General features: G+C 71.2%; 21 protein-coding genes and 1 tRNA gene. 10 read left to right on the top strand and 12 right to left on the bottom strand.

All coding sequences use genetic code 11. The features are described from left to right. Positions 1-6: 6 nt before the first annotated feature. Genes D9C15_RS07845 through D9C15_RS07815 form a run of 7 tightly spaced genes read right to left on the bottom strand, consistent with a single transcriptional unit; the run spans position 7 to position 7,992 of the window. Positions 7-570, bottom strand: coding sequence for a DUF1569 domain-containing protein (locus tag D9C15_RS07845; RefSeq protein ID WP_127996884.1), 564 nt, complete (start codon positions 568-570; stop codon positions 7-9). Then, positions 567-1,436: an alpha/beta hydrolase family protein gene (locus tag D9C15_RS07840; RefSeq protein ID WP_127996883.1), complete on the bottom strand. Its 870-nt coding sequence runs from the start codon at positions 1,434-1,436 to the stop codon at positions 567-569. Before D9C15_RS07840 ends, D9C15_RS07845 begins: the two co-directional genes overlap by 4 nt. A 4-nt stretch (positions 1,437-1,440) precedes the next feature. Then, the gene (locus tag D9C15_RS07835; protein ID WP_127996882.1) at positions 1,441-2,643 is read right to left on the bottom strand and encodes an acetyl-CoA C-acyltransferase; all 1,203 of its coding nucleotides are present in this window, start codon (positions 2,641-2,643) and stop codon (positions 1,441-1,443) included. Positions 2,644-2,656: 13 nt separating this feature from the next. After that, positions 2,657-5,041: a 3-hydroxyacyl-CoA dehydrogenase/enoyl-CoA hydratase family protein gene (locus tag D9C15_RS07830; protein ID WP_127996881.1), complete on the bottom strand. Its 2,385-nt coding sequence runs from the start codon at positions 5,039-5,041 to the stop codon at positions 2,657-2,659. 7 nt (positions 5,042-5,048) lie between these two features. Continuing rightward, positions 5,049-5,483, bottom strand: coding sequence for a DUF2147 domain-containing protein (locus D9C15_RS07825; protein WP_127996880.1), 435 nt, complete (start codon positions 5,481-5,483; stop codon positions 5,049-5,051). Positions 5,484-5,494: 11 nt separating this feature from the next. Further along, positions 5,495-7,285 carry an acyl-CoA dehydrogenase C-terminal domain-containing protein gene (locus D9C15_RS07820; protein ID WP_127996879.1) on the bottom strand — a complete coding sequence of 597 codons (1,791 nt, stop codon included), beginning with the start codon at positions 7,283-7,285 and terminating at the stop codon, positions 5,495-5,497. A gap of 23 nt (positions 7,286-7,308) precedes the next feature. After that, complete coding sequence (locus D9C15_RS07815) at positions 7,309-7,992, bottom strand: TetR/AcrR family transcriptional regulator (RefSeq protein WP_240668326.1); 684 nt, start codon at positions 7,990-7,992, stop codon at positions 7,309-7,311. Between the two features lie 159 nt (positions 7,993-8,151). Here D9C15_RS07815 and D9C15_RS07810 point away from each other — a divergent pair, with 159 nt between their 5' ends. The 4 genes from D9C15_RS07810 to D9C15_RS07795 all read left to right on the top strand — a co-directional run bounded on the left by D9C15_RS07810 (position 8,152) and on the right by D9C15_RS07795 (position 12,448). Continuing rightward, entirely contained in the window at positions 8,152-8,709 is a 558-nt protein-coding gene (locus D9C15_RS07810) for an HNH endonuclease (protein WP_127996878.1), read from the top strand. 70 nt (positions 8,710-8,779) lie between these two features. Then, on the top strand, positions 8,780-9,268 hold the full coding sequence (locus D9C15_RS07805; RefSeq protein ID WP_127996877.1) for an outer membrane lipoprotein: 489 nt from the start codon (positions 8,780-8,782) through the stop codon (positions 9,266-9,268). Positions 9,269-9,317: 49 nt separating this feature from the next. After that, entirely contained in the window at positions 9,318-11,384 is a 2,067-nt protein-coding gene (locus D9C15_RS07800) for a spermidine synthase (protein ID WP_127996876.1), read from the top strand. Positions 11,385-11,530: 146 nt separating this feature from the next. Beyond that, the gene (locus tag D9C15_RS07795; RefSeq protein WP_127996875.1) at positions 11,531-12,448 is read left to right on the top strand and encodes a ProQ/FINO family protein; all 918 of its coding nucleotides are present in this window, start codon (positions 11,531-11,533) and stop codon (positions 12,446-12,448) included. 276 nt (positions 12,449-12,724) lie between these two features. Here the strand turns inward: D9C15_RS07795 and D9C15_RS07790 are convergent, their stop codons facing one another. Further along, on the bottom strand, positions 12,725-13,633 hold the full coding sequence (locus D9C15_RS07790; RefSeq protein ID WP_127996874.1) for a LysR substrate-binding domain-containing protein: 909 nt from the start codon (positions 13,631-13,633) through the stop codon (positions 12,725-12,727). Between the two features lie 115 nt (positions 13,634-13,748). Here D9C15_RS07790 and D9C15_RS07785 point away from each other — a divergent pair, with 115 nt between their 5' ends. After that, complete coding sequence (locus D9C15_RS07785; protein ID WP_127996873.1) at positions 13,749-14,741, top strand: tripartite tricarboxylate transporter substrate binding protein; 993 nt, start codon at positions 13,749-13,751, stop codon at positions 14,739-14,741. Positions 14,742-14,752: 11 nt separating this feature from the next. After that, complete coding sequence (locus D9C15_RS07780; RefSeq protein ID WP_127996872.1) at positions 14,753-16,063, top strand: sulfatase family protein; 1,311 nt, start codon at positions 14,753-14,755, stop codon at positions 16,061-16,063. Positions 16,064-16,376: 313 nt separating this feature from the next. Here D9C15_RS07780 and D9C15_RS07775 read toward each other — a convergent pair. Both D9C15_RS07775 and hrcA read right to left on the bottom strand, forming a co-directional pair. After that, positions 16,377-16,453: transfer RNA gene (locus D9C15_RS07775), tRNA-Ile, on the bottom strand. A gap of 154 nt (positions 16,454-16,607) precedes the next feature. After that, entirely contained in the window at positions 16,608-17,621 is a 1,014-nt protein-coding gene (hrcA, locus tag D9C15_RS07770) for a heat-inducible transcriptional repressor HrcA (protein WP_127996871.1), read from the bottom strand. An 81-nt stretch (positions 17,622-17,702) separates the two neighbouring features. Between hrcA and D9C15_RS07765 the strand changes: the two genes are divergently transcribed. The 4 genes from D9C15_RS07765 to D9C15_RS07750 all read left to right on the top strand — a co-directional run bounded on the left by D9C15_RS07765 (position 17,703) and on the right by D9C15_RS07750 (position 21,858). Next, on the top strand, positions 17,703-18,578 hold the full coding sequence (locus D9C15_RS07765; RefSeq protein WP_127996870.1) for an NAD kinase: 876 nt from the start codon (positions 17,703-17,705) through the stop codon (positions 18,576-18,578). 13 nt (positions 18,579-18,591) lie between these two features. Further along, a complete protein-coding gene (gene recN / locus D9C15_RS07760) occupies positions 18,592-20,253 on the top strand; it encodes a DNA repair protein RecN (RefSeq protein WP_205854751.1) in 1,662 nt (553 codons plus the stop codon). A gap of 101 nt (positions 20,254-20,354) precedes the next feature. Beyond that, a complete protein-coding gene (rapZ, locus tag D9C15_RS07755; RefSeq protein ID WP_240668331.1) occupies positions 20,355-21,251 on the top strand; it encodes an RNase adapter RapZ in 897 nt (298 codons plus the stop codon). Continuing rightward, positions 21,244-21,858: an LON peptidase substrate-binding domain-containing protein gene (locus tag D9C15_RS07750; RefSeq protein WP_127996869.1), complete on the top strand. Its 615-nt coding sequence runs from the start codon at positions 21,244-21,246 to the stop codon at positions 21,856-21,858. The genes rapZ and D9C15_RS07750 overlap by 8 nt, the downstream gene beginning before the upstream one ends. Here D9C15_RS07750 and mutY read toward each other — a convergent pair. Next, the gene (gene mutY / locus D9C15_RS07745) at positions 21,851-22,900 is read right to left on the bottom strand and encodes an A/G-specific adenine glycosylase (protein ID WP_127996868.1); all 1,050 of its coding nucleotides are present in this window, start codon (positions 22,898-22,900) and stop codon (positions 21,851-21,853) included. The two genes, D9C15_RS07750 and mutY, sit on opposite strands and share 8 nt — an antisense overlap. Next, positions 22,897-24,906 (bottom strand): dynamin family protein, encoded by a 2,010-nt coding sequence (locus D9C15_RS07740; protein WP_127996867.1) that lies wholly within the window; start codon positions 24,904-24,906, stop codon positions 22,897-22,899. The genes mutY and D9C15_RS07740 overlap by 4 nt, the downstream gene beginning before the upstream one ends. Between the last annotated feature and the right edge of the window lie 18 nt (positions 24,907-24,924).

The raw sequence follows: 24,924 nt of genomic DNA, 5'->3' as shown, positions 1-24,924 counted from the left end.
GGGCGCTCAGGCCTGCAGCTCGTCCCAGTGGTTGGCCAGGTGCATCAGGTGCGCGCGGCGGTAGTCGTCCTTGCCCAGCGCACCATAGGCGAAGTGTGGCGCGAGCGCACCCGTGTGCGCCTCGAAGGACGTGAGCGCGGCGACGACACGGTCCACCGCCGCGGCCAGCGGCAGGCCGCGCGCGTTGGCGGGCGCACCGGGGATGGGTTCGTCCAGCGCATGGCTCATGCGGCCGCGCGCCGAGAACAGCGCGAAGGCGAGCGGCCCGACGCTGGCGCGGAACCACGCCGGCCTGGGCTGCGGGTAGCCCTGCATCGAGTACTCGACGCTCTGCGCCGCGTGGTGCAGCACCTGCGCCAGGTCCCACGCGCCGGTCGTGCGTGGCGGCCGGTCCTTCAGCGCCTGCAGGGTCGCCAGCGCCGTCGGCAAGGAGCCGAAGCCCGGGCCCCGCACAGGCGCCGGGCTGCAGGCGCCCAACAGCAGCGGCGGGGCGGCGATCGCCGCCGCGCCGATGGTGCGCACCAGCACGTGCCGGCGCGTGGGCCCGTCGCGGCGAGCGGCCGCGTTCATGGCGTCGCCTGCGGTGCGGCCTGCAGGCCGTGCAGCAGCCGCCCGGCGTGCTGCCACAGGGTCGCGCGGAACTGCTCGCGGAAGAACCCGAAGTGGCCGATGCGCCGCGCCTGCACGTCGGCCGGCGCGATGCGCTCGATGCGCGCCGGCGCGTTGGCGTAGAAGCCCACCAGCGTGCGGGTGCCCCGCTCGGTCATCAGTTCGTCGTCGGTGATGGACAGCGCGACGATCGGAAAGCGCACGGCCGCGAACTGCGCATCCGCGCCTTCGACGCCGACGTGGTAGCGCGGGTGCAGGCACCAGCGGCGCCACTGCAGGATCACGCCGCGCGGCAGGTCGCCCACCTTGCCGAGCCGCCGGCCCGGGAAGTAACCCCACAGCGCAGTGGCCAGCGGCACCGCAACGTGCCAGAAGTACAGCACCGTGCGCTTCAGGCGCGGCGTGTTGTCGCGCCAGTAGCCGCTGCCCGCGGCCACCGAGAGCAGCCCGGCGATGCGCTCGCGCTGCACCAACAGCCCGGGCAGCTGCGCGCCCAGGCTGTGGCCGATCAGGTACAGCGGCGCGCCGCCCGCGCGCGCGGCCAGCGCCTCGATCACCGTGTCGGTGTCGCGCGCCCAGTCGAACAGGTCGGCGCGGAAGCCGCGCAGCGAGCGCGGGCGCGAGTCGCCCGAACCGCGGTAGTCGAAGGTCGCGACGAGGAAGCCCTCGCCCGACAGCCAGCGCGCGAAGGCCTCGTAATAGCCCTGGCGCACGCCCATCGCACCGCCGATCAGCACCGCGGCGCGTGCCTTGGCCGCGTCGGCCGGGGCGTAGAAGCGGGCGGCGACCGACGCGCCGTCGGCCGTCGTCAGCGTACGCGCCTCCATGCGCTCAGACCCGCTCGAAGATGCCGGCCGCGCCCTGCCCCATGCCCACGCACATCGTGACCATGGCGTACTTCAGGTGGTGGCGGTGCATCGCGTGGATCGCGGTGGCCGAACGGATCGCGCCGGTGGCACCGAGCGGGTGCCCGAGCGCGATCGCACCGCCCATCGGGTTGACCCGGGACGGGTCGAGCCCGCAGGTGTTGATGACGGCCAGCGCCTGCGCGGCGAAGGCCTCGTTCAGCTCGATCCAGCCGATGTCGCCGAGGTTCAGGCCTCCGGCGCGCAGGGCGGCCGGAATCGCCTCGATCGGTCCGATGCCCATGATGTCCGGCGGCACGCCGCGCGCCGCGAAGGAGACGAAGCGCGCCAGCGGCTTCAGGTCGAACTGCTTCACCGCCTTCTCGCTCGCCAGGATCAGCGCGCCCGCGCCGTCGCTGGTCTGCGAGCTGTTGCCGGCGGTGACGCTGCCCTTGGCGGCGAACACCGGCTTGAGCTTGGCCAGGCCCTCGAGCGAGGTGTCGGGCCGTGCGCCTTCGTCGAGGTTCACGGTGCGCGTCTTCGTCTTCACCTCGCCGCTGGCGAGGTCGGGGAAGCGGTCGACGATCTCGATGGGCGTCATCTCGGCCGTGAACTCGCCCGCCGCCATCGCCTTCAGCGCCTTCTGGTGCGAGGCGAGCGCGAAGGCGTCCTGCGCCTCGCGGGTGACCTTCCACTGGTTGGCCACCTTCTCGGCCGTCAGGCCCATGCCGTAGGCGATGCCGACGTTCTCGTCCCTGGTGAAGATCTCCGGGTTGAACGAGGGCTTGTTGCCGCCCATCGGCACCATGCTCATCGATTCGGCGCCGCCGGCAATCATCACGTCGGCCTCGCCGACGCGGATGCGGTCGGCCGCCATCTGCACGGCAGTGAGGCCCGAGGCACAGAAGCGGTTGATCGTCACGCCGCCCACGCTGTGCGGCAGCCCGGCCAGCACCATCGCGACCCGCGCCATGTTGATGCCCTGCTCGGCCTCCGGGAAGGAGCAGCCGATCACCGCGTCCTCGATCGCCTTCGGGTCGAGGCTCGGCACCTGCGCGAGTGCGTTGCGCACGGCGGCGACCAGCAGGTCGTCCGGCCGCGTGTTCTTGAAGTAGCCCCGGCCCGACTTGCCGATCGGCGTGCGGGTGGCGGCGACGATGTAGGCGTCCTGGACTTGTTTCGTGCTCATCTCGTCGCTCCGATCAGTTGCGCACCGGCTTGCCCGTCTGGAGCATGCCCATGATTCGCTCTTGGGTCTTGGGATGCTCGAGCAGCCCGCAGAAGTGCTTGCGCTCGAGCGCCATCAGGTATTCCTCGCTGACCAGCGAGCCGGCATCGACCTCGCCGCCGCACACCACGTCGGCGATCAGCGCGCTGATGTGGAAGTCGTGCTCGCTGATGAAGCCGCCATCGCGCATGTTGGCGAGCTGGCCCTTGATCGTGGCGATCGCCGAGCGGCCCGCCACCGGAATCACGGCCTTCGGCGGCGGGCGGTAACCCGCGTCCGCCAGTGCCTTGGCCTGGCCGATCGCCACGTGCAGCAGCTCGTCCTTGTTGGGCACGATCACGTCGCTGTCGAGCAGGTAGCCGAGCTTGCGCGACTCGATCGCGCTGGTGCCCACCTTGGCCATCGCGGCGTTCGTGAAGCCGTCGGTCAGGAACTTGAAGATGTCGGCATTCGCGTTGCCCGCGGCCGCCATCTCGGCCGCGCGGCGCGCGATGTAGGTCAGGCCGCCGCCGCCCGGAATCAGGCCGACGCCCACCTCCACGAGGCCGATGTAGCTCTCCATCGCCGCGACACGCCTGGCGCAATGCACCGCGAGCTCGCAGCCGCCGCCGAGCGCGAGGCCGCGCATCGCCGCCACCACCGGCACCTGGGCGTAGCGGACGCGCAGCATCATGTCCTGCAGCTTCTTCTCCTCGGGCGCGATGCCCTTGGCGCCGCTCTTCATGAACACCGGCATCAGCGACTCGAGGTTGGCGCCGGCCGAGAACACGTCGTCGGGCGACCAGATCACGAGGCCCTGGTACTTCGCCTCGGCGATCTCCACCGCCTTCAGCAGGCCGGCGGTGACGTCCGGGCTGATCAGGTGCAGCTTGGCGGTGATGCTGGCGACGAGCACTTCGCCGTCGGGCGACCAGAGGCGGATCTCCTCGCCGCGGAACTCCTCCGTGCCGCTCTTCAGCGGCTCGGCGGCACCGGCGCCGACCACGTTCTCGGGGAAGGCCTGGCGCTGGTAGACCGCCAGGCTGCTGCGCGGCACGTAGCGGCCCTGCGCCGGGCTCCACGAGCCCTCGGGCGTGTGCACGCCATCGCGGCCGTCGAACACCCAGGCCGGCAGCGGCGCCGTCGAGAGCGCCTTGCCGGCCTCGATGTCGTCCTTCACCCACTGCGCCACCTGCTTCCAGCCGGCCTGCTGCCACAGCTCGAACGGGCCCTGCTGCATGCCGAAGCCCCAGCGCATCGCGAAGTCGACGTCGCGCGCGGTGTCGGCGATGTCGGCCAGGTGCACCGCGGCGTAGTGGAAGGCGTCGCGCAGGATGGCCCACAGGAACTGCGCCTGCGGGTTGCTCGACTCACGCAGCAGCTTGAGCCGCTCGGCCGGCGCCTTCTTCAGCATGCGCTCGACGATCGGCTCGGCCTTGCCGCCCGAGGCCACGTACTCACCCTTGGCCGCATCGAGCCGCAGGATGTCCTTGCCGACCTTCTTGTAGAAGCCCGCGCCGGTCTTCTGCCCGAGCGCGCCCTGCTCGATCAGCCTGGCGAGCACCGGCGGCGTGCCGTAGCTCGGGTAGAACGGGTCGCCCTGCAGGTTGTCCTGCAGCGTCTTGATGACATGCGCCATCGTGTCCAGGCCCACCACGTCGGCGGTGCGGAAGGTGCCGCTGCTGGCGCGGCCGAGCTTCTTGCCGGTCAGGTCGTCGACCACGTCGACGCTCAGGCCGAAGGTCTCGGCCTCCTTGATGGTGGCCAGCATGCCGGCGATGCCCACCCGGTTGGCGATGAAGTTCGGCGTGTCCTTCGCGCGCACCACGCCCTTGCCCAGCGTGCTGGTGACGAAGGTCTCGAGCTGGTCGAGGATCTCGGGCCGCGTCGTCGGCGTCGGGATCAGCTCGACGAGATACATGTAGCGCGGCGGGTTGAAGAAGTGGATGCCGCAGAAGCGCGGGCGGATGGCCTCCGGCAGCGCCTCGCTCAGCTTGGTGATCGACAGGCCCGAGGTGTTGGAGGCCACGATCGCGTGCGGCGCGAGCGCGCCGGCGATTCGCTGGTACAGGTCCAGCTTCCAGTCCATGCGCTCGGCGATCGCCTCGATCACCAGGTCGCACTCGGCGAGCTTGGCCAGGTGCTCCTCGTAGTTGGCCGCCTCGATGCGGGCGGCGTCCTCGCTCACGCCCAGCGGCGCGGGCTTGAGCTTCTTCAGGTTGTCGATCGCCTTGGTGACGATGCCGTTCTTCGCGCCTTCCTTGGCCGGCAGGTCGAACAGCACCACCGGCACGCGGCAGTTGACCAGGTGCGCCGCGATCTGCGCGCCCATCACGCCGGCGCCCAGCACGGCGACCTTGCGAACGTTGAATCGGTTCATTGCTTGTTCACTCCACGCGGATCCAGGTCTGGTTGCGGTAGAACGGCCCGATGTAGCCGCGCACCTCGAGTTCCTTGCCGCCGTCCAGCGGCTTGAGGCGCAGCTTGTAGACCTTGCCGTTGTTCGGGTCGAGGATGTCGCCGCCGGTCCAGGTGGCGGCGTCCTCTCCGCTCGCCTTGGCGTTGCGGATGATGGTCAGGCCGACGATGGGCTTGTTCTTGCGCTCGTCGCTGCACTTCTCGCACACGTCGTTCTGCTTGGCGGGATCGATGATTTTCTCGATCTTGCCGCTCAGCACGCCACCGCCGTCGACGATGCGCACCAGCGACTTCTCCTTCTTGGTCTCGTCGTCGATCGTCTTCCACAGGCCCACCGGCGTGGCCTGGGCCCAGGCGGCGGCGTGGACGGCGAACATGGCCAGGGCGGCGGCGGTCTTCAGCATCGTGGTCTCCTTCAGAACAGCGCTTCGTCGAGCGCCATCAGTGGTTGCAGCCCGGCGCGGCAGCTGCGGATCAGGCCGGCCGTCTCCGGCAGCAGCTTGGCGAAGTAGAAACGCGCCGTGGCCAGCTTGGCGGTGTAGAACGGGTCGCCCCCGGGCTGCTTCTCGAGCGCCACCTTGGCCATGCGGGCCCAGAAGTAGGCGAACACGAGGTGGCCGCAGATGCGCAGGTAGTCCACCGCGGCGGCACCCACCTCGTCGGCATTCTGGAACGCCTTCATGCCCAGCTCGGTGGTCAGCTTGGTGACCTTGTCGCCGAGGTCCGCGAGCGGGTTGACGAACTCCTGCATCGCCTCGTTGGTGCCCTCGTCCTCGATGAACTCGCTCACCAGCTTCGCGAACTTCTTCAGCTTCTTGCCGTTGTCGCCCAGCACCTTGCGGCCCAGCAGGTCGAGCGACTGGATCGTGTTGGTGCCCTCGTAGATCATGTTGATGCGCGCGTCGCGCACGAACTGCTCCATGCCCCACTCGCGGATGTAGCCGTGCCCGCCGAACACCTGCAGGCAGTGCGAGGTGGCAATCCAGGCGTTGTCGGTGAAGAAGGCCTTGACGATGGGCGTCATCAGCGCCACGAGGTCGGCGCAGTCGCGCCGCTCGTCCTCGTCGTCGGAGGCGAGCTCCTTGTCGAGCTGCAGCGTGGTCCACATCGCGAAGGCACGCGCGCCCTCGGCGTAGGCACGCGCGGTCAGCAGCATCTTGCGCACGTCCGGGTGCACGATGATGGTGTCGGCCGGCTGCTCCGGGTTCTTCGGGCCCGACAGCGCGCGCATCTGGATGCGCTGCTTCGCGTAGGCCACCGCGTTCTGGTAGGCCACCTCGGTGAGCCCGAGCGACTGCATGCCCACGCCCAGGCGCGCCGCGTTCATCATCACGAACATCGCCGCCAGACCCTTGTTCGGCTCGCCCACCAGCCAGCCGCTCGCACCCTCGAGCACGATCTGCGCGGTGGCGTTGCCGTGGATGCCCATCTTGTGCTCGAGGCCGCCGCAGTACAGGCCGTTGCGCGCGCCGAGCGAGCCGTCCGCGTTCGGGATGAACTTGGGCACCACGAACAGCGAGATGCCCTTGCTGCCCTGCGGCGCCTCCGGCAGGCGCGCCAGCACCAGGTGCACGATGTTCTCGGCCAGGTCGTGCTCGCCGGCGGAAATGAAGATCTTGGTGCCGGTGATGCGGTAGCTGCCGTCGGCCTGCGGCTCGGCCTTGCTGCGCAGCAGGCCGAGGTCGGTGCCGCAGTGCGGCTCGGTCAGGCACATCGTGCCGGTCCACTGGCCGCTGGTCAGCCTGGGCAGGTAGAGCGCCTTCTGCTCGTCCGAGCCGTGCGCGTGCAGCGCCTCGTAGGCGCCGTGCGAGAGGCCGGGGTACATGGTCCAGGCCTGGTTGGCCGAGTTCATCATCTCGTAGAAGGCCTGGTTCACCAGGTGCGGCAGGCCCTGGCCGCCGTAGGCCGGGTCGCACGAGAGCGCCGGCCAGCCGCCTTCCACATAGGTCTTGTAGGCCTCCTTGAAGCCCTTGGGCGCCTTCACCTCGTGGCTGGCCGGGTCGAGCGTGCAGCCCTCGGCGTCGCCGCTCTGGTTCAGCGGCGCCAGCACCTCGGCGGCGAACTTGCCGCCCTCCTCCAGCACGGCGTTGACCGTGTCCACGTCGAGCTCGGCATGGGCCGGCAGCAGCCGGAGTTCGTCGACCGCGTGCAGCACCTCGTGCATCACGAACTGCATGTCGCGCAACGGCGGGGTGTACTGAGGCATCGTGCAGGCTCCTTGAGGGGGATTCAGGTGCGCAGCGCCGCGCCGCCGCGCCGCGCCGGGCTGCGCGGGCGCGCCGGGGCGGCGGGCATGGCGTAGTGCTCGATCACGCGGTCGAAGGCCCGGCGGGCCCGCTCGACCGCGCCGGGGTGGCGCAGGAAGCGCGCGTCATGGTGCAGCGCGAGGATCAGCCCATGCACCTCGAACAGCATCTGCGGCGGATCGGTGTCGGGTTTCAGGTGGCCTTCGTCGACCGCCATGCGGATGGCGCGCTCGAGCGCGTCCTGCCAGGTCTGGACCATCGTGACCAGCGCGTCGCGCACCGGGCCCGGCCGGTCGTCGAACTCGACCGCGCCGCTGATGTAGATGCAGCCCGAGTCGATCTCGACCGCCACGCGGCGCACCCAGCGGTCGAACAGCGCGCGCAGGCGCGGCAGGCCGCGCGGCTCGCGCAGCGCCGGGTAGAACACCTCTTCCTCGAACTTGGCGTGGTACTCGCGCACCACCGAGATCTGCAGTTCCTCGCGCGAGCCGAAATGGGCGAACACGCCCGACTTGCTCATGTGCGTCACCTCGGCCAGCGCGCCGATCGACAGGCCTTCCAGGCCCATGTGCGAGGCCAGCGTGAGCGCGGCGTCGAGGATCGCGGCGCGGGTCTGCTGGCCCTTGTGCAGCGAACGGTGCGCGGCGGTGGCGTGGGGGTCGGGCACGGGGGCGATGAAGAAACGAACGATCGTTCTATTTTGCAGATTCCCCCGGCTTGTCGCCGAACACCCCTGCGGTATTTCTAGGCATTCGTCCCTAGTTGAAGTCGGTCATGCCCCGGACTTGAGCGCAATCGCGCGGATTTGCTACGCTCGCACGCTGAGATGGACGTGCTGCAACTCGATGTGTCAGGGCGGCCGCAAGCGTGGATCTCCGCGAAGGAGGCCGCGATCCTGTACGCCAGCGACGGCATCGCCTGGACGCTGGGCGACGCCTGCACGGTGCTGCGCGGCGGCATGCAGCGCCGCACCGGGCTGCAGAGCCGCATCGAGGTGCACCCGATCGTCGCCGTGCGCGGCGCCATCCCGAGCCGGGCCTGGCGCCAGACGCCGGCCCTCTCGAACCCGAAGCTGTTCGCGCGCGACCGACAGGTCTGCGCCTACTGCGGCGGGCATTTCCACGTGGACGAGCTGACGCGCGAGCACATCGTGCCGGTCTCGCGCGGCGGTGACGACAGCTGGATGAACTGCATCACCGCCTGCCGCCCCTGCAACGGGCACAAGGGCAACCGGCTGCCCGAGGAAGCGCGCATGAGCCTGCTCTTCCTGCCCTACGTGCCGAGCCTGCACGAGGACATGATCCTGCGCGGCCGGCGCATCCTGGCCGACCAGATGGAGTTCCTGCTGGCCAGCGTGCCGCGCAGCAGCCGGCTGCACGCCTGAGGCAGCTCAACGCCCTGGTCAACCCGGCCCGCCCGCAGGGCGTTGCCCGGGGACACTCCGGAGAGTTTCGATGAAGAAGATCCTGATCGCCGCGGCGAGCGCGCTGGCGCTGGCGGCGTGTTCCACGACCAGCCCCGACGTGATCCAGCGCGGCGACGCGCAGCGCCTGTCGCAGGTGCAGGACGCCACGGTGCTGTCGGTCCGGCCGGTCACCGTCGACGGCTCGCAGAGCGGCGCCGGCGGCGCCACCGGCGCGGTGATCGGCGGCGTGGCCGGCTCGTCGGTCGGCGGGCGGCGCGAGGGCATTGCGATCGGCGTGCTCGGCGCGGTGGCCGGTGCCGTGGTCGGCAACGCGGTGGAGCGCGGCGCCACGAAGGAAGAGGCGCTCGAGATCCTGCTGCAGCTGCGCAACGGCGAACGCCGCGCGATCGTGCAGGCCAAGGGCAGCGAGACCTTCAACCCGGGCGATCCGGTGATCCTCGTCACCACCGGCGGCAAGACGCGCGTCAGCAAGGCCCCGCCGGTCACCTCGGTACCGCCCGCCGCGCCCGCCAACTGACCCCCCGCCCGGGCAGCAGGAACGCGACTTGCTGCCGGCCCCGGCACCCATGCCGACCGCTGCCGCCCGCGCCCTGTTCGCCGGCACCATCTTCACCAGCGCCTTCCTGCTGTTCCTGGTGCAGCCGCTGATCGCCAAGCAGATCCTGCCCTGGTTCGGCGGCTCGGCGGCGGTCTGGTCGATCTGCATGGTGTTCTTCCAGTGCCTGCTGCTGGCCGGCTACGCCTACTCCGACCAGCTGGTGCGCCGGCTGCGCCAGCGGCGCCAGGCGCAGCTGCACGCCGCGTTGCTGCTGGCCAGCCTGGCGACGCTGCCGATCGTCGCCGCGCCGCACTGGAAGCCCGCCGGCCACGAGGAGCCGACGCTGTGGATCCTCGGCCTGCTGCTGGCCACCGTGGGCCTGCCCTACTTCCTGCTGTGCACCACCGGGCCGCTGCTGCAGGCCTGGCTGTCGGGCACCACGCTGGCGGCCGGGCTGGGCCGGCAGGTGTACCGCTACTTCTCGCTCTCCAACCTCGCGTCGCTCGCCTCGCTGCTGTGCTACCCGGTGCTTATCGAGCCGCGCTTCGCGCTGCTGCCGCAGGCCTGGGGCTGGTCGACCGGCTACGCGGCCTTCGTGCTGCTGGGTTGCGGCGTGGCCTGGCAGGTGGGGCGCGCGCCGCCGGCGCAGGCCGCGCCGGCGACGACCCCGGCACCGGTCGCTGTGTCGCCCGACGACGACGCAGCGCCGGGCCCGCTCCGGCAGGCGCTCTGGCTCGTGCTGCCGGCGCTGGGCTCGTGGCTGCTGCTGGCCGTGACCAACCACCTGACGCAGAACGTCGCCGCGGTGCCATTCCTGTGGGTGCTGCCGCTGGTCGTGTACCTGCTGAGCTTCGTGCTGTGCTTCGAGAGCGACCGCTGGTACCGCCGGCGCGTCTGGCTGCCGCTGGCCGCGCTCGCGCTGCTGCTGTGCGCCTGGGGCTTGCAGGACAGCCTGGGTTCGCGGCTGCAGACCGCGCTGCCGCTGTACGTCGGCGGCCTGTTCCTGCTGTGCATGGCGCTGCACGGCGAGATGGCGCGCGACCGCCCCGGTCCGCGCTGGCTGACGCGCTTCTACCTGATGCTCGCCTGCGGCGGCGCGCTCGGCGGCATCGTGGTGGGCCTGCTGGCGCCGCGTCTGCTGCCCGGCTACTACGAGCTCGGGCTCGGCCTCGCACTGTGCGCCCTGGCCGGCGCAGCGGTCGGCTGGCGTCACCCGGCGGCCCGCGCGGCAGGACTGGTGATCGCGCTCGCCTGCCTGGCCGGGCTGGCGCTGCAGGTGCACGACGACCGGGCCGGCGCGCGCCTGCTCGAGCGCAACTTCTACGGCACCCTCAGCACGCTGGACACGCATCGCGACGACCCGGCCGACGATGTGCGGCAGATGTACCACGGCTCGGTGAAGCACGGCGAGCAGTACCTCGCGCCGGCACGCCGCCGCGAACCGACCACCTACTACGGCGCCAGCGCCGGCATCGGCCGGGCGCTGCAGGCCGCGATGGAGGCCGCGCCCGGGCGGCCGCTGCGCGTCGGCCTGATCGGCCTGGGTGCCGGCACGCTGGCCAGCTACGGCCGGGCCGGCGACGTGTACCGCGTCTACGAAATCAACCCGCAGGTGTTCGACGCGGCCGATCGCGAGTTCAGCTTCCTGCGCGACAGCCCGGCAACCATCGAGCGGGTGCTCGGCGACGCCCGCCTCGCGCTCGAGCGCGAGCCGGCGCAGCGCTTCGACGTGCTGGCGGTCGACGCCTTCTCGGGCGACGCGGTGCCCATGCACCTGATCACCACCCAGGCACTCGCGCTGTACGAGCGCCACCTGGCACCCGGCGGCCTGGTGGCCTTCCACGTGACGAACCGCTTCCTGAACCTGCCGCCGGTGGTGCAGCGCGTCGCCGAGGCGCGCGGCCTGCACGCGCTGTACGTGCACGACGAGGCGGAAGGCTCCGACCTGCGCCGCACCGACTGGGTGCTGGTCGCACGCGAGAGCGCAACGCTGCAGCGGACGCGCCTGCGCGACGCCGGATCGCCCTTCCCCGAACTGCCCGGCCTGGCGGCCTGGACCGACGACTTCAACAACCTGTTCGGCGTGCTGCGTTGAGCAGTTCCAACCACTGCCGGCGTCGCCGGCTACACCGCCGCCATCGACGCGCCGCGATCCGAGCGGAGTCCTGTACTGGTCGGGGCCATGGGCCGAGAATACGTGGCCCGGCTACACAGCCCCGGTGACCGACCTGCTTCGTTCCAATGCCTGACATCCCCAAGATTCCCGAGACTGCTCCGGTCCCGACACCCGATGCAACGCTGGACACGCCGACCGAGGCGGCGACCGCCGCCCCCGCGGCGGCTGTCGCACCGGTGTCGCGGCCCGAACCCAGCGTGGCCGACACCGCGCGCCTGCTGGCCGAGCACTTCCCGGCGCTGTTCGGTGCGGGCGTGATCAAGCCGATCAAGCTTCGCATCCAGGCCGACATTCATCATCGGGCACCCGGAGTCTTCACCAAGAAGGCACTGTCCATCTTCCTGCACCGTCACACCACCGGGACCGCCTACCTGCGGGCCCTGGTGGCCGAGGGCGCGACACGCATCGACCTCGACGGCCAGCCGGCCGGCGAAGTGGCCGCCGAACACCGCGAGGCGGCAGGCGTGGAACTCGAGCGGCGCCGGGCCATCGTCGAAGCAAAGAAACAGGCGGGGCGCGAGGCGGCCCGGGCTTCGCGCCATGATGCCCGCCCGCCGCGGCCACCCCGGCCACCCCGGCCACCACTCCCCGCCCAGCAGGCGCAGTTGTCGCAGTCCGCTCCGCAAGCGACTGGCGAGCGGCCCGCCACTCGTGGCGCGCGCTCGGCGCAGCCCGGTGCTTCCAAGCGCCCAGACCGCGCTCCGCGGCCATCTCATCCCGGCCAAGCGCCGCGGCGCCCACACAAGCCCCCGCCCGAGCGGAAACCTGCCCGTGCACATCAAGAGCCGGTGAACGCGCCGGCCCTGCCGCTGACTCCCGAGCAGGCGGCCGAGGCCGAGGCTCGTCACCAGCGCGCAATGCTGCTGCGCAGCTTCGAGCAGAGCCCACTGTCGAAGGCGAACTTCGGAGCCCTGAAGGGGCTGAGCGAGGCAGCCCTGGATGCGCTTCTGACCCAGGCGCGACAGGAGCGCGGCTCACGGTGAGGGCGCCAGCGCCGCAGGTATCGGGCCCATTCAACGTTTGATCCTCCATCGGCACGTTCAGCGACGCTTGCCTGGGTCCCCGGAGGGCAGTCGCGCTCCACCGCCCACTGGCTGGCGCCACCACTGGCGACGGGATGGAAGTCGAGCAACGATCGCAGTGCAGCGTTGGCGGCCTTGAGGAAAGAATGCTGTGTGACCGATCAGCGCCAAGCATTGGACATCGACCACTTGACCTGACCTCGACCCGTCTCCGCAGGGCGCCTCGACGGCGAGCGACTAACCGGCCTTCACGAGCGCTCTTGCTTCGCTGACGAGCACCTTGGCGAAGGCGGCCGCGTGTTGCGTCATTGGAGCACCGGCACGCGTGAACATGCCAACGGTCAGTTGGGGGTGCTGTTCCCTGAGCGCGATCGGCTGCAGCGAATCGCGGGCCAACGGCAGGGCCAACGAGCGTCGCGACAGGAGCGTGAGCATGTGGGTCCGGGCGACCACGGACACCACCAGGTTGTACGACTCGCACTGCACGACCTGTCTCGGCAACGGCAGACCGGCCGCCGCGAAGATGCGATCCAGCGGGCTGTTCGGCAGCCCGCTCTTCCACAGCGCGGCCCACTCGGCGTCAACCAGCTGCGCCAGCGACCGCACCCCGCGCAGCGGATGGTCCTTGCGGGCGACCACCGCGAAGTCCTCCCGGAAGAGGGGCCGAAACGACAGCGCCGGATCGATCTGCGCGTCGAGCTTCGGGCCGATCGCGAAATCGAGCGTGCCGTCGCGCACCTGCGGCAGAAGCGCCGGCGGGAAGCCCTCGACCACGCGGACAGTGGCTCCGGGCGACTCGAGATGGAATCGCGCCACGGCCTGGGGGGCCAGCATGACGGCCGCCACCGGTCCCACGCCGAGCGCGACCGGTGCGGCGCCCGTGCGGCCGTACGCGACCTCTTCCTGCGCCTTGCGCAATTCCGCCTGAGCGGCACGCACGCGCGCCAGGAAGTTTCGCCCCGTCGAGGTGAGCGTCACGCCCTGAGGCGTGCGCTGCACGAGTTGTGCGTGCAGTTCGTCCTCGAGATGGCGCACGCTCTTCGTGACCGTCGGCTGCGAGACCCGCAAGCCGCGCGCCGCAGCCCGGATGCTGCCCGTCTCCGCCACGGCGACGAAGTTCTCCAGCTGTCTCAGGCTCATTCGCATGTGACAACCTCCAGGCTATCGCCATCCACGCGCAGCCATCTTACGCACGGGGGTCGCCGGTGGTCTACTGAATGCGGACGTCCAGAGCTCCTTCCTTCACTTCAGGAGATTGCGCATGAAGACGTCGTCACTGCATCTGCGGCTGGCGGCCATCGTGCTCGCGGCCCTCGCGGCGCCTGCCGCGGTCGCTGCCGACGCGATGCCGGCCGACTATCCCAGCAAGCCGATCCGCATCGTGGCGCCCACGCCGCCGGGGTCGCCTCCGGACGTGATCGCGCGGCTGATCGGCGAACGGCTGGCCGCCGCGTTCGGACAGCCGGTCGTCGTGGAAAACAGGCCCGGAGCGGTGGGCACGATCGGGTTGCAGACGGTGGCCAAGGCGGCGCCCGACGGGTACACCTTCGGCGTGCTGGCGATGCCGTTCATCCTCGGGCCGAGCCTCCTGCCTTCCATGCCCTACGACCAGCAGAAGGATCTGACGGCCGTCAGCCAGGTGGTCTGGGCCAGCAACGTCCTCGTCGTGGCCGACACGTCGACGCTGCACACCCTGGGCGATGTGGTGGCCGCGGGCAGGGACAAGCCCGGCGAACTGACCTATGCGTCCGGTGGCAACGGTACACCGGCCCATCTCGGCGCGGCACTGCTGGGCCTGCGCACCCAAGGCCAGTTTCGCCACGTGCCCTTTCGCGGCGCGCCCGAAGGCGTGGCTGCGGTCCTCAGCGGACAGGTCGACATGATGTTCGCAGCGGCCGGCGCCGTGGTGCCGCACATCAGGTCGGGTCGGCTGCGTGCGCTGGCCACATCGGCGCCGACACGGCTGGCCGCGTTGCCCGACGTCCCCACGGTGGCGGAACTTGGCTTCGCGGGGTTCGACATCCGCGATTGGCAGGGCATCGTCGCGCCCAGCGGCACGCCCGGCGCCATCGTTCGCAAGGTGGCCGCCGAGGTGGCGCGAGCCACGGCCTTGCCCGAGTTTCGCGACCGGCTGTCCACGATGGGCATGGACGTGGCAGAAGACAGCGGACCCGAGTCGTTCGGCAAGCTGATCCAGTCGGAGATCACGCGCTGGAACCGGGTCGTGCGGGAAGCGGGCATCCGCGGGGAGTGAGGAGGCCGACGATGGGGCGGCCGAACTTCGTCTTCATACTCGCCGATGACCTGGGCTATGCGGACCTGGGCTGCTATGGCGCGCGTGCATCGGTCGCGGTGTCGCCGGTGCTCGACGGGCTGGCGGCCGGAGGACTGCGATTCACGCAGGGCTACGCCAACTCGCCCGTGTGCTCGCCCACGCGCTTCGCGCTGATGACCGGTCGTTGGCAGTACCGGCTTCGCGGCGGCGCCGAGGAGCCGCTGGTCGGCACGGCGCGGGGCGACAAGGTGGTCGGGCTGGCGCCCGAACACCCGACACTGCCTTCGTTGCTGCGTGCGGCCGGCTATGCCACCGCGCTGTGCGGGAAGTGGCATCTTGGCTATCCGCCCCATTTCGGGCCGCTGAAGAGCGGATACGAGCGCTACTTCGGGCCGCTGTCCGGGGCGGTCGACTACTTCTCGCACCGGGACATGACCGGTCAGCACGACCTGTACGAGCAGGACCGGCCCACGCTGCGCCAGGGCTATCTCACGGATCTGATCAGCGATGCGGCCGTCGAGTTCCTGCAGCGGCAGGACGGGCAGCGCCCGTTCCTGCTCAGCGTGCACTACACGGCACCGCATTGGCCCTGGGAGACGCGCGACGATTCAGCCGAGTCCCGACGCATCGGCAACGCGCTGGCGCACAAGGACGGAGGGTCGGTCGCGATCTACCGGCAGATGATCCGCCACATGGACGAGGGCATCGGCCGCGTCGCAGCCACGCTGCGCGCGACCCGGCAGATCGACGACACGCTGATCGTCTTCACGGCCGACAACGGTGGCGAGCGCTTCTCGGACAACTGGCCGCTCGTCGGACAGAAGATGGACTTGCTGGAAGGCGGCATCCGCGTACCGCTGATCGCCCATTGGCCCGCTCGCATCACGCCGTCCGGACGCTGCGACGCCCCCGTCATCACGATGGACTGGACGGCCACGTTGCTGGCCGCCGCGGGGGTCGAACCACATGCGGACTACCCGATGGATGGGGTCTCGCTGCTGCCTGCGTTCGACGATGCGCGCTGGGATCCGCAGCGACCGCTGTTCTGGCGCATGAAACACCGCCAGCAGCGCGCGCTGCGGGACGGCGCATGGAAGTATCTGGCGCGGGATGGGCACGAGTACCTCTTCGACCTCTCGCTCGACGAGCGCGAACGGGCCAACCAGGCACTCCGGCGCCCGGAGAGGCTCGTCGAGATGCGGCAGCAATGGGAGCGATGGGCGGCGACATTGCCCGTCGTTCCCGCCGATGCGGCGGTGAGTCTCGTGTGCGGGCCGGAGGACATGCCGGCCCTTTCGTAGGTCTGATCCGATCCTGTGCGCTGCGCGTCCGCCTTCCGATGAAGGCCCGGGTACTCCTTTGTCCCTCAGCGAGCGAACCTGCTGATCGCAGAGGACATGTGCGTGATGTTGCCGCTGTCAATGTCGATTCGCGTCGACCACCACGAGGCCTGCTTGGAAAGACGCATCGCGCAGATCACCGACCACTTTCAGGCCACGCTTGGCTGGCTGCGTGGCCAGCAGTTCTCAAGGGTTGGCACTCCTGATGGATCGCCGGAGACCCGTCCCTCGCCAGTTGTTTCCCCGGCACCTGAGTCTTCACGCCTGGTCATCGTGGTAGGCCGGGCGGGGCTCGAACCCGCGACCGACAGATTATGAGTCTGCTGCTCTAACCGACTGAGCTACCGGCCCACGCGCCCAGCATTGTGCCCCGCGCATCGATGCTTGCAGCCCTCGTACAGCGCGCCCTGCTGGCACCCGCTACGCCGGGCAGCAGCAGGTTGTCATGCGTCCTCCGCTCTGACCGACCGAGCTGAGGGCCCGCCGCGGCGGATTCTAGGCAGGGCTACTTCTGGCTCAGCGCGTTGCTGACCAGGCGCGAGGTGATGTCGACGATCTGGATCATGCGGTCGTAGGCCATGCGCGTCGGGCCGATCACGCCCAGCGTGCCCACCACCTGGCCGTCCACCACGTAGGGCGCCGAGACGACCGAGAGTTCCTCGTAGGGCACTACCATGCTCTCGCCGCCGATGAAGATGCGCACGCCCTCGGCGCGGCTGCTCACCTCGAGCAGCCGCATCAGCTGGGTCTTCTGCTCGAACAGGTCGAACAGCTTGCGCAGCGAGCCCATGTCGCTGGAGAAGTCCTGCACCGTCAGCAGGTTGCGCTCGCCGGAGATCACCACCTGCTCCTGGCTGTCGGCGATGGCCTCGCTGCCGGCCTGCACCGCGGCCTGCATCAGCGCGGCGATCTCGCCGCGCAGCGCGTCGACCTCGGTCTTCAGCCGCTCGCGCACCTCCTCGATCGTCAGCCCGGCGTAGTGCGCGGTCAGGAAGTTGCTCGCCTCGAGCAGCTGGGCGGAGGTGTAGTCCTGCGCGGTGACGATCACGCGGTTCTGCACGTCGCCGTCGGGGGCGACCATGATCACCAGCACGCGCCGCTCCGACAGGCGCATGAACTCGATGTGGTGGAACACGCTCGCCTTGCGCGGCGCGGTCACCACGCCGACGAAGCTCGACAGGCTCGACAGCAGCTGCGCCGCGTTGGCGATCACCTTCTGCGGCTGGTCCGGCGGCAGCTCGGGGGGCAGCGCGGCCGCCTCCAGCGACAGAGGCTGCGCCGTCAGCATGGTGTCGACGAACAGCCGGTAGCCGCGCGCCGTCGGCACGCGGCCGGCGCTGGTGTGCGGGCTGGCGATCAGGCCGAGGTCCTCGAGGTCGGCCATCACGTTGCGGATGGTCGCCGGCGACAGCTCCAGCCCGCTGGCGCGCGACAGCGTGCGCGAGCCGACCGGCTGGCCGTCCGCGATGTAGCGTTCGACCAGGGTCTTCAGCAGGGTCTTGGCGCGCTCGTCGAGCATGGTTTTCATTGTAGGACCGCGTGCATTCCTGCCCCGTTTGCCCGCCCTGCCGCGGGAGGGCCCTGTGGTGTAATCCCGCGCATGGTGAGCCGATTCCGTCACGCGGCGCTGGTGGGCAAGTACCAGGCGCGCGGCATCCGTCCGGTGCTCGAGGAGATCGCCCACTTCCTGGTGCGCCAGGGCCTGGAGGTCACGCTCGAGCTGCAGACCGCGCAGAGCACCGGCTTCACCGACTACGCGGCGATGGCCCCGGACGAACTCGGCCGGCACTGCGACCTGGCGGTCGTCGTCGGCGGCGACGGCACCATGCTCGGCATCGCGCGCCAGCTGGCGCGCCACGGCACGCCGATGATCGGCATCAACCAGGGCCGGCTCGGGTTCATCACCGACGTCTCGGTGGGCCAGTTCGCCCAGGCGCTCGCGCCGATGATCGCCGGCGACTACGAGGAGGAGCGGCGCACCATGCTGGCCGGGGCGGTGTGGCGCGACGGCGAGCGCATCTTCGAGGGCTTCGCGCTCAACGACGTGGTGGTCAGCCGCGGCGCCGCCAGCAGCATGATCGAGCTGAAGGTCGACATCGGCACCGAGTTCGTCGCCAACTTCCGCGCCGACGGCCTGATCATCGCCTCGCCCACCGGCTCCACGGCCTACGCGCTGTCGGCCGGCGGGCCGATCCTGCACCCGGGCATTGCCGGCTGGGTGGTGGTGCCCATCGCGCCGCACGACCTCTCCAATCGCCCGATCGTGCTGCCCGACCACGACGAGATCGCGATCGAGATCGTCGCCGGCCGCGACGCCAGCGTCTCGTTCGACATGCATGCGCTGGCCAGCCTGCTGCACGGCGACCGCGTCGGCATCCGCCGCTCGCGCGACCAGGTGCGCTTCCTGCACCCGCGCGGCTGGAGCTACTACGCCACCTTGCGCCGCAAGCTGCACTGGAACGCGGGAGTCGCATGATGGGAGCGGCCTGATGCTGCGGCGCCTGTCCCTGCGCGACTTCGTCATCGTCGACGCGCTCGAGGTCGAGCTCGACGGCGGCTTCAGCGTGCTGACCGGCGAGACCGGCGCGGGCAAGTCCATCCTGGTCGATGCACTGCAGCTCGCGCTGGGCAGCCGCGGCGATGCGGGCGTGGTGCGCGAGGGCGCGGCACGCGCCGAGATCGGCGCGGAGTTCGACCCGCCGCCAAGCCTCGCCACCTGGCTGGAGGAGGCCGGCTTCGAGGCCCACGACACCCTGCTGCTGCGCCGCACGATCGACGCGCAGGGCAAGAGCCGCGCCTGGATCAACGGCAGCGCCGCCACCGTCGCGCAGCTGCGCGAGGCGGCCGAGCACCTGGTGGACATCCACGGCCAGCACGCCTGGCAGAGCCTGACGCGCGGCGCGGCGGTGCGCGCGCTGCTCGACGCCTACGCGGGCATCGACGCCGCGCCGCTGGCCGCGGCCTGGCAGCAGTGGAAGACGGCCGGCGAGGCGCTGGAGAAGGCGCGCGGCGCGCAGGCCGACCTGGAGCGCGAACGCGAGCGCCTGGCCTGGCAGATCGGCGAGCTCGACAAGCTCGCGCCCGGCACCGACGAGTGGGACGAGCTCGAGGCCGAACACAAGCGCCTGGCCAACGCGCAGGCGCTGCTGGACGCGGCGCGCCGCGCGCTCGATGCGCTGGCCGAGGCCGACGAAAACGCCGAGGCGCTGGCCGGCCGCGCGATCGACGCACTCGAATCGGTGGCCGACTTCGACCATGCCCTGGCCGAGGTGGCCGAAGTGCTGCAGGGCGCGCAGGCGCAGCTGCAGGACGCAGCCCACACCCTGAACGGCTACCTCGGTCGCACCGAACTCGACCCGCAACGCCTGGCCGCGCTCGACGAGCGCCTGGCCGCCTGGCTGAGCCTGGCGCGCCGCTACCGCCGCCCGCCCGCCGAGCTGCCGGCGCTGCTGGTGCAGTGGAAGGACGAGCTGCGCTCGCTCGACGCGGCCACCGACCTGGCCGCGCTCGAGCAGCAGCTGCAGCGCGCGCAGGCCGGCTTCGACAAGCTGGCGAAGGAGGTCTCCAAGGCCCGCAAGGGCGCGGCGCCCCGGCTCGCCGCCAGCGTCACGCAGGCGATGCAGCAGCTCGGCATGGCCGGCGGCCGCTTCGAGGTGGCGCTGGTCGCGCAGGACGCGCCGCAGTCCTTCGGCCTCGAGTCGGCCGAGTTCCTGGTCGCCGGCCACGCCGGCAGCACGCCGCGGCCGCTGGCCAAGGTGGCCTCGGGCGGCGAGCTGTCGCGCATCGCGCTGGCGATCGCCGTAACGACCAGCCAGCTGGGCGAGGCGGGAACGCTGATCTTCGACGAGATCGACGCCGGCGTCGGCGGCGCCGTGGCCGAGACCGTCGGCAAGCTGATGAAACAGCTCGGGCGCGACCGCCAGGTGCTCGCCGTGACGCACCTGCCGCAGGTGGCCGCCTGCGCGGACCACCATTTCGTGGTCACCAAGGCCGCGCGTGGCGGGCGCACGCGCAGCGAGGTCGCGCCGGTGGCCGGCGAGGCGCGCGTGGCCGAGATCGCCCGCATGCTGGGCGGCGAGCGCCTGTCGGGCACCAGCCTGGCCCACGCGCAGGAGATGCTCGCGCACGGCAGCGCGCGGAGCCGGCGGTGAGCACGCCGCCGACCGATCACCGCGGCGAGGTGCTCGCGCAGCTCGAGCAGTTCACGCCGGGGGGCGAGCCGGCGCCCGAGGCGGAAGCCGGCACACGCGAAGTGGTGCTGGTGACCGGCATCTCGGGCTCGGGCAAGTCGGTCGCGCTGCACGCGCTGGAGGACGTCGGCTTCTACTGCATCGACAACCTGCCGCCCGAGCTGCTGCGCGAGTTCCTGCGCCTGGAGCAGGAACGCTCGCAGCGCCGCGTGGCGATCGCGGTGGACGTGCGCAGCGCCGGCTCGCTGCCGCACCTGCTGCCGCTGCTCGACCAGCTGCGCGCCGAGGGCGTGGCGATCGTCTCGATCTTCCTCGACTCGACCACCGACGCGCTGGTGCGCCGCTTCTCCGAGACGCGCCGGCCGCACCCGCTGTCCGACGAGACGCTGGCCGCGGCCACGCTGCCCACGCGCCGCCGCGAGGACCGCCAGGGCGAGGGCCGGCGCGCGCTGATCGACGCGATCGAGTTCGAGCGCGAGCTGCTGTCCGGGCTGCGCGAGGTGTCGACCGTGATCGACACCAGCCAGTTGCGCCCGGCCCAGCTGCGCACCTGGATCCGCGGGCTGGTGCAGGCGCGGCCGCAGCACCTGACGCTGGTGTTCGAGAGCTTCGCCTTCAAGCACGGCGTGCCGCTGGACGCGGACTACGTGTTCGACGTGCGCATGCTGCCCAACCCGCACTACATCCGCGAGCTGCGCCCGCTCACCGGCAAGGATGCGCCGGTGGCCGACTACCTGCTCGCACAGCCCGAGGTGGGCGAGATGCTGGTGCAGATCGAGGCCTTCCTGAGCCGCTGGCTGCCCGCCTTCGAGGCCGACCAGCGCAGCTACCTCACCGTGGCGATCGGCTGCACCGGCGGCCAGCATCGCTCCGTCTACCTGGCCGAGCAGCTCGCCGCGCGCTTCCGCGCCCGCGGCGGCACGCTGATCCGGCACCGCGAACTGGACGCGCGTGACTGACCCTGCCCACGAGACCCCGCTGTTCCCGCTGAACACGGTGCTGTTCCCCGGCGGCCGCCTGGGGCTGAAGGTGTTCGAGGCACGTTACCTCGACCTGATGTCCGCCTGCCTGCGCGAGCAGCGCCCGTTCGGCGTGGTGGCGCTGCGCAGCGGGCAGGAGGTGCGCCAGGGCGACGACGCGGTGGCCTTCGAGACCATTGGCGTGCTGGCCGAGCTGGTGGAGGTGGACAGCCTGCGCCCCGGCATCCTGCAGGTGCGCGGTCGCGGCACGCAGCGCTTCCAGGTCGAGCAGTCGCACCAGCAGGCCGACGGCCTGTGGCTGGCGCGCACCCGGCTGCTGCCCGACGACGAACCGGTCGCGCCGGCGGCCAGCCAGCACGAGACCGTGCGCGGCCTGGCCAACGCGATCGCCTCGCTGAAGGCGCAGGGCGCCGAGCCCTTCGATGCGCCCTACCACTTCGAGCTCGCCGGCTGGGTGGCCAACCGCTGGTGCGAAATCCTGCCGATCCCGCTGGCGGCCAAGCAGAAGCTGATGGAGCTGCCCGACCCGCTGGCGCGCCTCGCCCTGGTCGACGAGTTCCTGCGCGGCAAGGGCGTGGTCAAGTAGACGCGAGCAGCAGCTTGCGCAGCGGCGCGGGCAGGCCGCTGGCGAGCGCCTCCTCGCGCGTGAACCAGCGGCCCGCGGGCCAGGCGGCGGTAATCGCGTCGACACGCGCGGCCGCCGTGCGCGACGGCAGCACGAGGCGGCGCGGGTGCAGCGTCCAGTCCAGGTGCGTCAGCACATGCGTGAAGCTCGGCAGCCGCTCCACGGTGCCGGGCCAGCCGGAACGCGCGGTCTCGAACGCGGCCTCGTCGTCGAACTCGGGCAGGCTCCACAGGCCGGCCCAGACGCCGCGCTGCGGTCGCTGCACCAGCCAGAGCCGCTCGCGCCAGGAGAGCCAGAGCCAGACGCTGGTGCGCGTGCCGCGCCGCAGCTTGCGCGTCTTGACCGGGTAGCGCTGCGGCTCGCCGGCGCGCGCGGCACGGCAGTCCTCGCGCACCGGGCAGACCGGGCACTGCGGCGCGCGCTGCAGGCACAGCGTGGCGCCCAGGTCCATCAGTCCCTGCGTGTAGGCCTCGATGCCCTGTGCGGGCAGCAGCGCGGTGGCCTCGTGCCACAGCGCGCGCTCCTGCGCGGCCTCGGCCAGGTCGCCCTCGAAGGCCAGCACGCGCGTGAGCACGCGCTTGACGTTGCCGTCCAGGATGGCGACGCGCTCGCCGAAGCAGAACGCGGCGATCGCCGCGGCCGTCGAGCGGCCGATGCCGGGCAGCTCGGCCAGCGCAGTGCTGCTGCGCGGGAAGGCGCCGCCGTGGCGCGCCACCACCTGCTGCGCGCAGCGGTGCAGGTTGCGCGCGCGGCTGTAGTAGCCCAGGCCGCTCCACAGCGCGAGCACCTCGTCCTGCGAGGCGGCGGCGAGCGCGGCGACATCGGGGAAGCGCTGCAGGAAACGCCCGTAGTAGCCCAGCACGGTGGCCACCTGGGTCTGCTGCAGCATGATCTCGGAGAGCCACACGCGGTACGGGTCGCGCGTGGCCTGCCAGGGCAGGTCGTGCCGGCCGTGGCGCTGCTGCCAGGCGATCAGGCGCGCGGAGAAACCGGCCCGGCTCACGCCTGCGCGGCGTGGCGCAGCATCGACGGCTCGGGCTCGTCGGACAGCGGCAGGTCGATGCTGATCATCGTGGCCGTCTCGCCGCGCATGCCGCTGCGGGCCTGGCGGCGCAGCGCGCCGGTCAGCTCCTCGCAGCGGCCCTGGAAGCCCTGCAGCCGCCCGTCCTGCGCCTCGAGTTCGCCCAGGCGCGTCTCGAGCTCGCCGGCGGCGGCCTGGATGCGCTCGAGCGCCTCGCGGCGACGCCGGAAGGCGCGGCGCCGCTCGCGCAGCTGCGCGTCGACCTGGGCCGAGGCGGACTTGTTCCACAGCTCCATCTCGGCGCTCGCGTTCTCGAACACCACGCGCAGCTTGGACATCAGCATGCGCCGGAACTGCTCCATGAACTTGGGCTGCGACAGCCGCAGCGCCTGGGTCAGGCCGAGGTACTGGGTGTAGCTCTTCTCGATCAGGCGCAGCTCGTCGGCGAAGCGCTCCAGGTCCGGGCCCGGGTTGACCGCCAGGCTGAAGCCGAACTCGGTGTTCAGCTTGCCGAAGGTGGCCGAGAGCATCTCGCGGATCTCGCCGCTGCGCTTGGCGGCCGCGCCGAGCAGCCCATGCAGGCGCTGGCACAAGGCGACGAAGGCCTTGCGGGCGCCGAGGTTCAGCAGCGAGGCGGACATCTGCTCCTGCATCTGGCCGACCTGCTCGCGCAGGCGGTCGGAGGAGAGATCGACCATCGCGTCCTTCAACATGCGGCTGTGCACCGCACGCATCGCCTGCAGCTTGGTGGTGCAGGCCTCGAACTCGCTCGTCTCGGCGTCCACCCGCTGCAGCATCATCTGCAGCTTGCCGGCGCTCTTGCCGCGCAGCCCGCGCAGCTCGAGCATCTGCTCGGCGAGCTGGCGGCGCCGGTCGAGCACGTGGCGCGCGACATGGTTCTCGATCGTGGCGGCCGCCTCGACCACCACGCGCTCGAGCAGCGCGCGGCGGTGCGGCATCAGCTCGGCGCCGAGGGCGTCCTCCAGCGCGGGCAGGCGGCTCTCGGCCAGGCCGGCCGGATCGTCGGCCACACGCGCCGCCAGCGCCTGGCGCGCCGAGAGCGGGAACACCCGCTCGGCGGGAATCGCCAGCGTACGCGCCGTCTCGCTGACCTGCGAGGCGATCTGCTCGCGCACCACCGCCGGCGAGGCGAGCGGATCGATCAGCGCGTCGATCTTGTTCAGCACCACGAAGCGCGACAGCGGGTCGGTGCCGAGGTGGTCGCGCCAGATCGCCAGGTCGCTCTTGGTGACGCCGGTGTCGGCGCCGAGGATGAACACGGTGGCGTGCGCGGTGGGCAGCAGCGAGAGCGTCAGCTCGGGCTCGGCGCCGATCGCGTTCAGGCCCGGCGTGTCGAGCACCACCAGGCCCTGCTTGAGCAGCGGGTGCGGGTAGTTGATCAGCGCATGGCGCCAGGCCGGCACCTCGACGCGGCCCATCTCGTCCAGCGGCGGATTGTCGTCCGGTGTCTCGTCGTTCCAGAAGCCGAGCGCGCGCGCGTCGTCCTTCGAGACCCAGGAGGTGCGCATCACCTCGCGCAGCGTCTCGGCCAGTCGTTCGGGGTTCTTGGTCTCGAGCTCGATCTGCTTCCACTGGCGCGGCTGCTGGCGCAGTTCGCCAAGCGACTGGCCGTTCAGGCGCGTCTCGATCGGCAGCAGCGCCAGGCCGGGGGCCTCCTCGCCGTCCCAGGCCAGCTCGACCGGGCACATGGTGGTCCGGCCCGGCGTGGCCGGCAGGATGCGCCGACCCGCGTCGGCGAAGAAGACCGCGTTGATCAGCTCCGACTTGCCGCGCGAGAACTCGGCGACGAAGGCAACGACCAGCTTCTCCTGGGCGAGCCGCTCGCGCACGGCGGCGAGCTGGGCCTCGATCTGCACGTCGGCCAGCTCGTGGTCGGTCAGGAAACGTGCGACCGACTCGAGACTCGTCAGCAATGCCGAGCGCCAGCCGCTCAGGGCGTCGAGACTGCTGGCGAACGAGGTCGACATGGCGCGTACGGAGCCCGG

This window comes from Piscinibacter defluvii (assembly GCF_004011805.1).
Taxonomy (GTDB): Bacteria; Pseudomonadota; Gammaproteobacteria; order Burkholderiales; family Burkholderiaceae_C; genus Piscinibacter; species Piscinibacter defluvii.
The sequence above is the reverse complement of the archived record's forward strand: the minus strand, read 5'-3'. Positions and strand labels throughout refer to the sequence as shown.

Bases quoted from the DNA above. Each gene is read 5' to 3' on its own strand.
- D9C15_RS07740 (WP_127996867.1), bottom strand. From the start codon at position 24,906: ATGTCGACCTCGTTCGCCAGCAGTCTCGACGCCCTGAGCGGCTGGCGC.
- D9C15_RS07845 (WP_127996884.1), bottom strand. From the start codon at position 570: ATGAACGCGGCCGCTCGCCGCGACGGGCCCACGCGCCGGCACGTGCTG.
- D9C15_RS07795 (WP_127996875.1), top strand. From the start codon at position 11,531: ATGCCTGACATCCCCAAGATTCCCGAGACTGCTCCGGTCCCGACACCC.
- D9C15_RS07780 (WP_127996872.1), top strand. From the start codon at position 14,753: ATGGGGCGGCCGAACTTCGTCTTCATACTCGCCGATGACCTGGGCTAT.
- D9C15_RS07835 (WP_127996882.1), bottom strand. From the start codon at position 2,643: ATGAGCACGAAACAAGTCCAGGACGCCTACATCGTCGCCGCCACCCGC.
- D9C15_RS07820 (WP_127996879.1), bottom strand. From the start codon at position 7,285: ATGCCTCAGTACACCCCGCCGTTGCGCGACATGCAGTTCGTGATGCAC.
- D9C15_RS07840 (WP_127996883.1), bottom strand. From the start codon at position 1,436: ATGGAGGCGCGTACGCTGACGACGGCCGACGGCGCGTCGGTCGCCGCC.
- D9C15_RS07825 (WP_127996880.1), bottom strand. From the start codon at position 5,483: ATGCTGAAGACCGCCGCCGCCCTGGCCATGTTCGCCGTCCACGCCGCC.
- hrcA (WP_127996871.1), bottom strand. From the start codon at position 17,621: ATGCTCGACGAGCGCGCCAAGACCCTGCTGAAGACCCTGGTCGAACGC.
- D9C15_RS07810 (WP_127996878.1), top strand. From the start codon at position 8,152: ATGGACGTGCTGCAACTCGATGTGTCAGGGCGGCCGCAAGCGTGGATC.
- D9C15_RS07805 (WP_127996877.1), top strand. From the start codon at position 8,780: ATGAAGAAGATCCTGATCGCCGCGGCGAGCGCGCTGGCGCTGGCGGCG.
- D9C15_RS07800 (WP_127996876.1), top strand. From the start codon at position 9,318: ATGCCGACCGCTGCCGCCCGCGCCCTGTTCGCCGGCACCATCTTCACC.
- D9C15_RS07830 (WP_127996881.1), bottom strand. From the start codon at position 5,041: ATGAACCGATTCAACGTTCGCAAGGTCGCCGTGCTGGGCGCCGGCGTG.
- D9C15_RS07765 (WP_127996870.1), top strand. From the start codon at position 17,703: ATGGTGAGCCGATTCCGTCACGCGGCGCTGGTGGGCAAGTACCAGGCG.
- recN (WP_205854751.1), top strand. From the start codon at position 18,592: ATGCTGCGGCGCCTGTCCCTGCGCGACTTCGTCATCGTCGACGCGCTC.
- D9C15_RS07790 (WP_127996874.1), bottom strand. From the start codon at position 13,633: ATGCGAATGAGCCTGAGACAGCTGGAGAACTTCGTCGCCGTGGCGGAG.
- D9C15_RS07785 (WP_127996873.1), top strand. From the start codon at position 13,749: ATGAAGACGTCGTCACTGCATCTGCGGCTGGCGGCCATCGTGCTCGCG.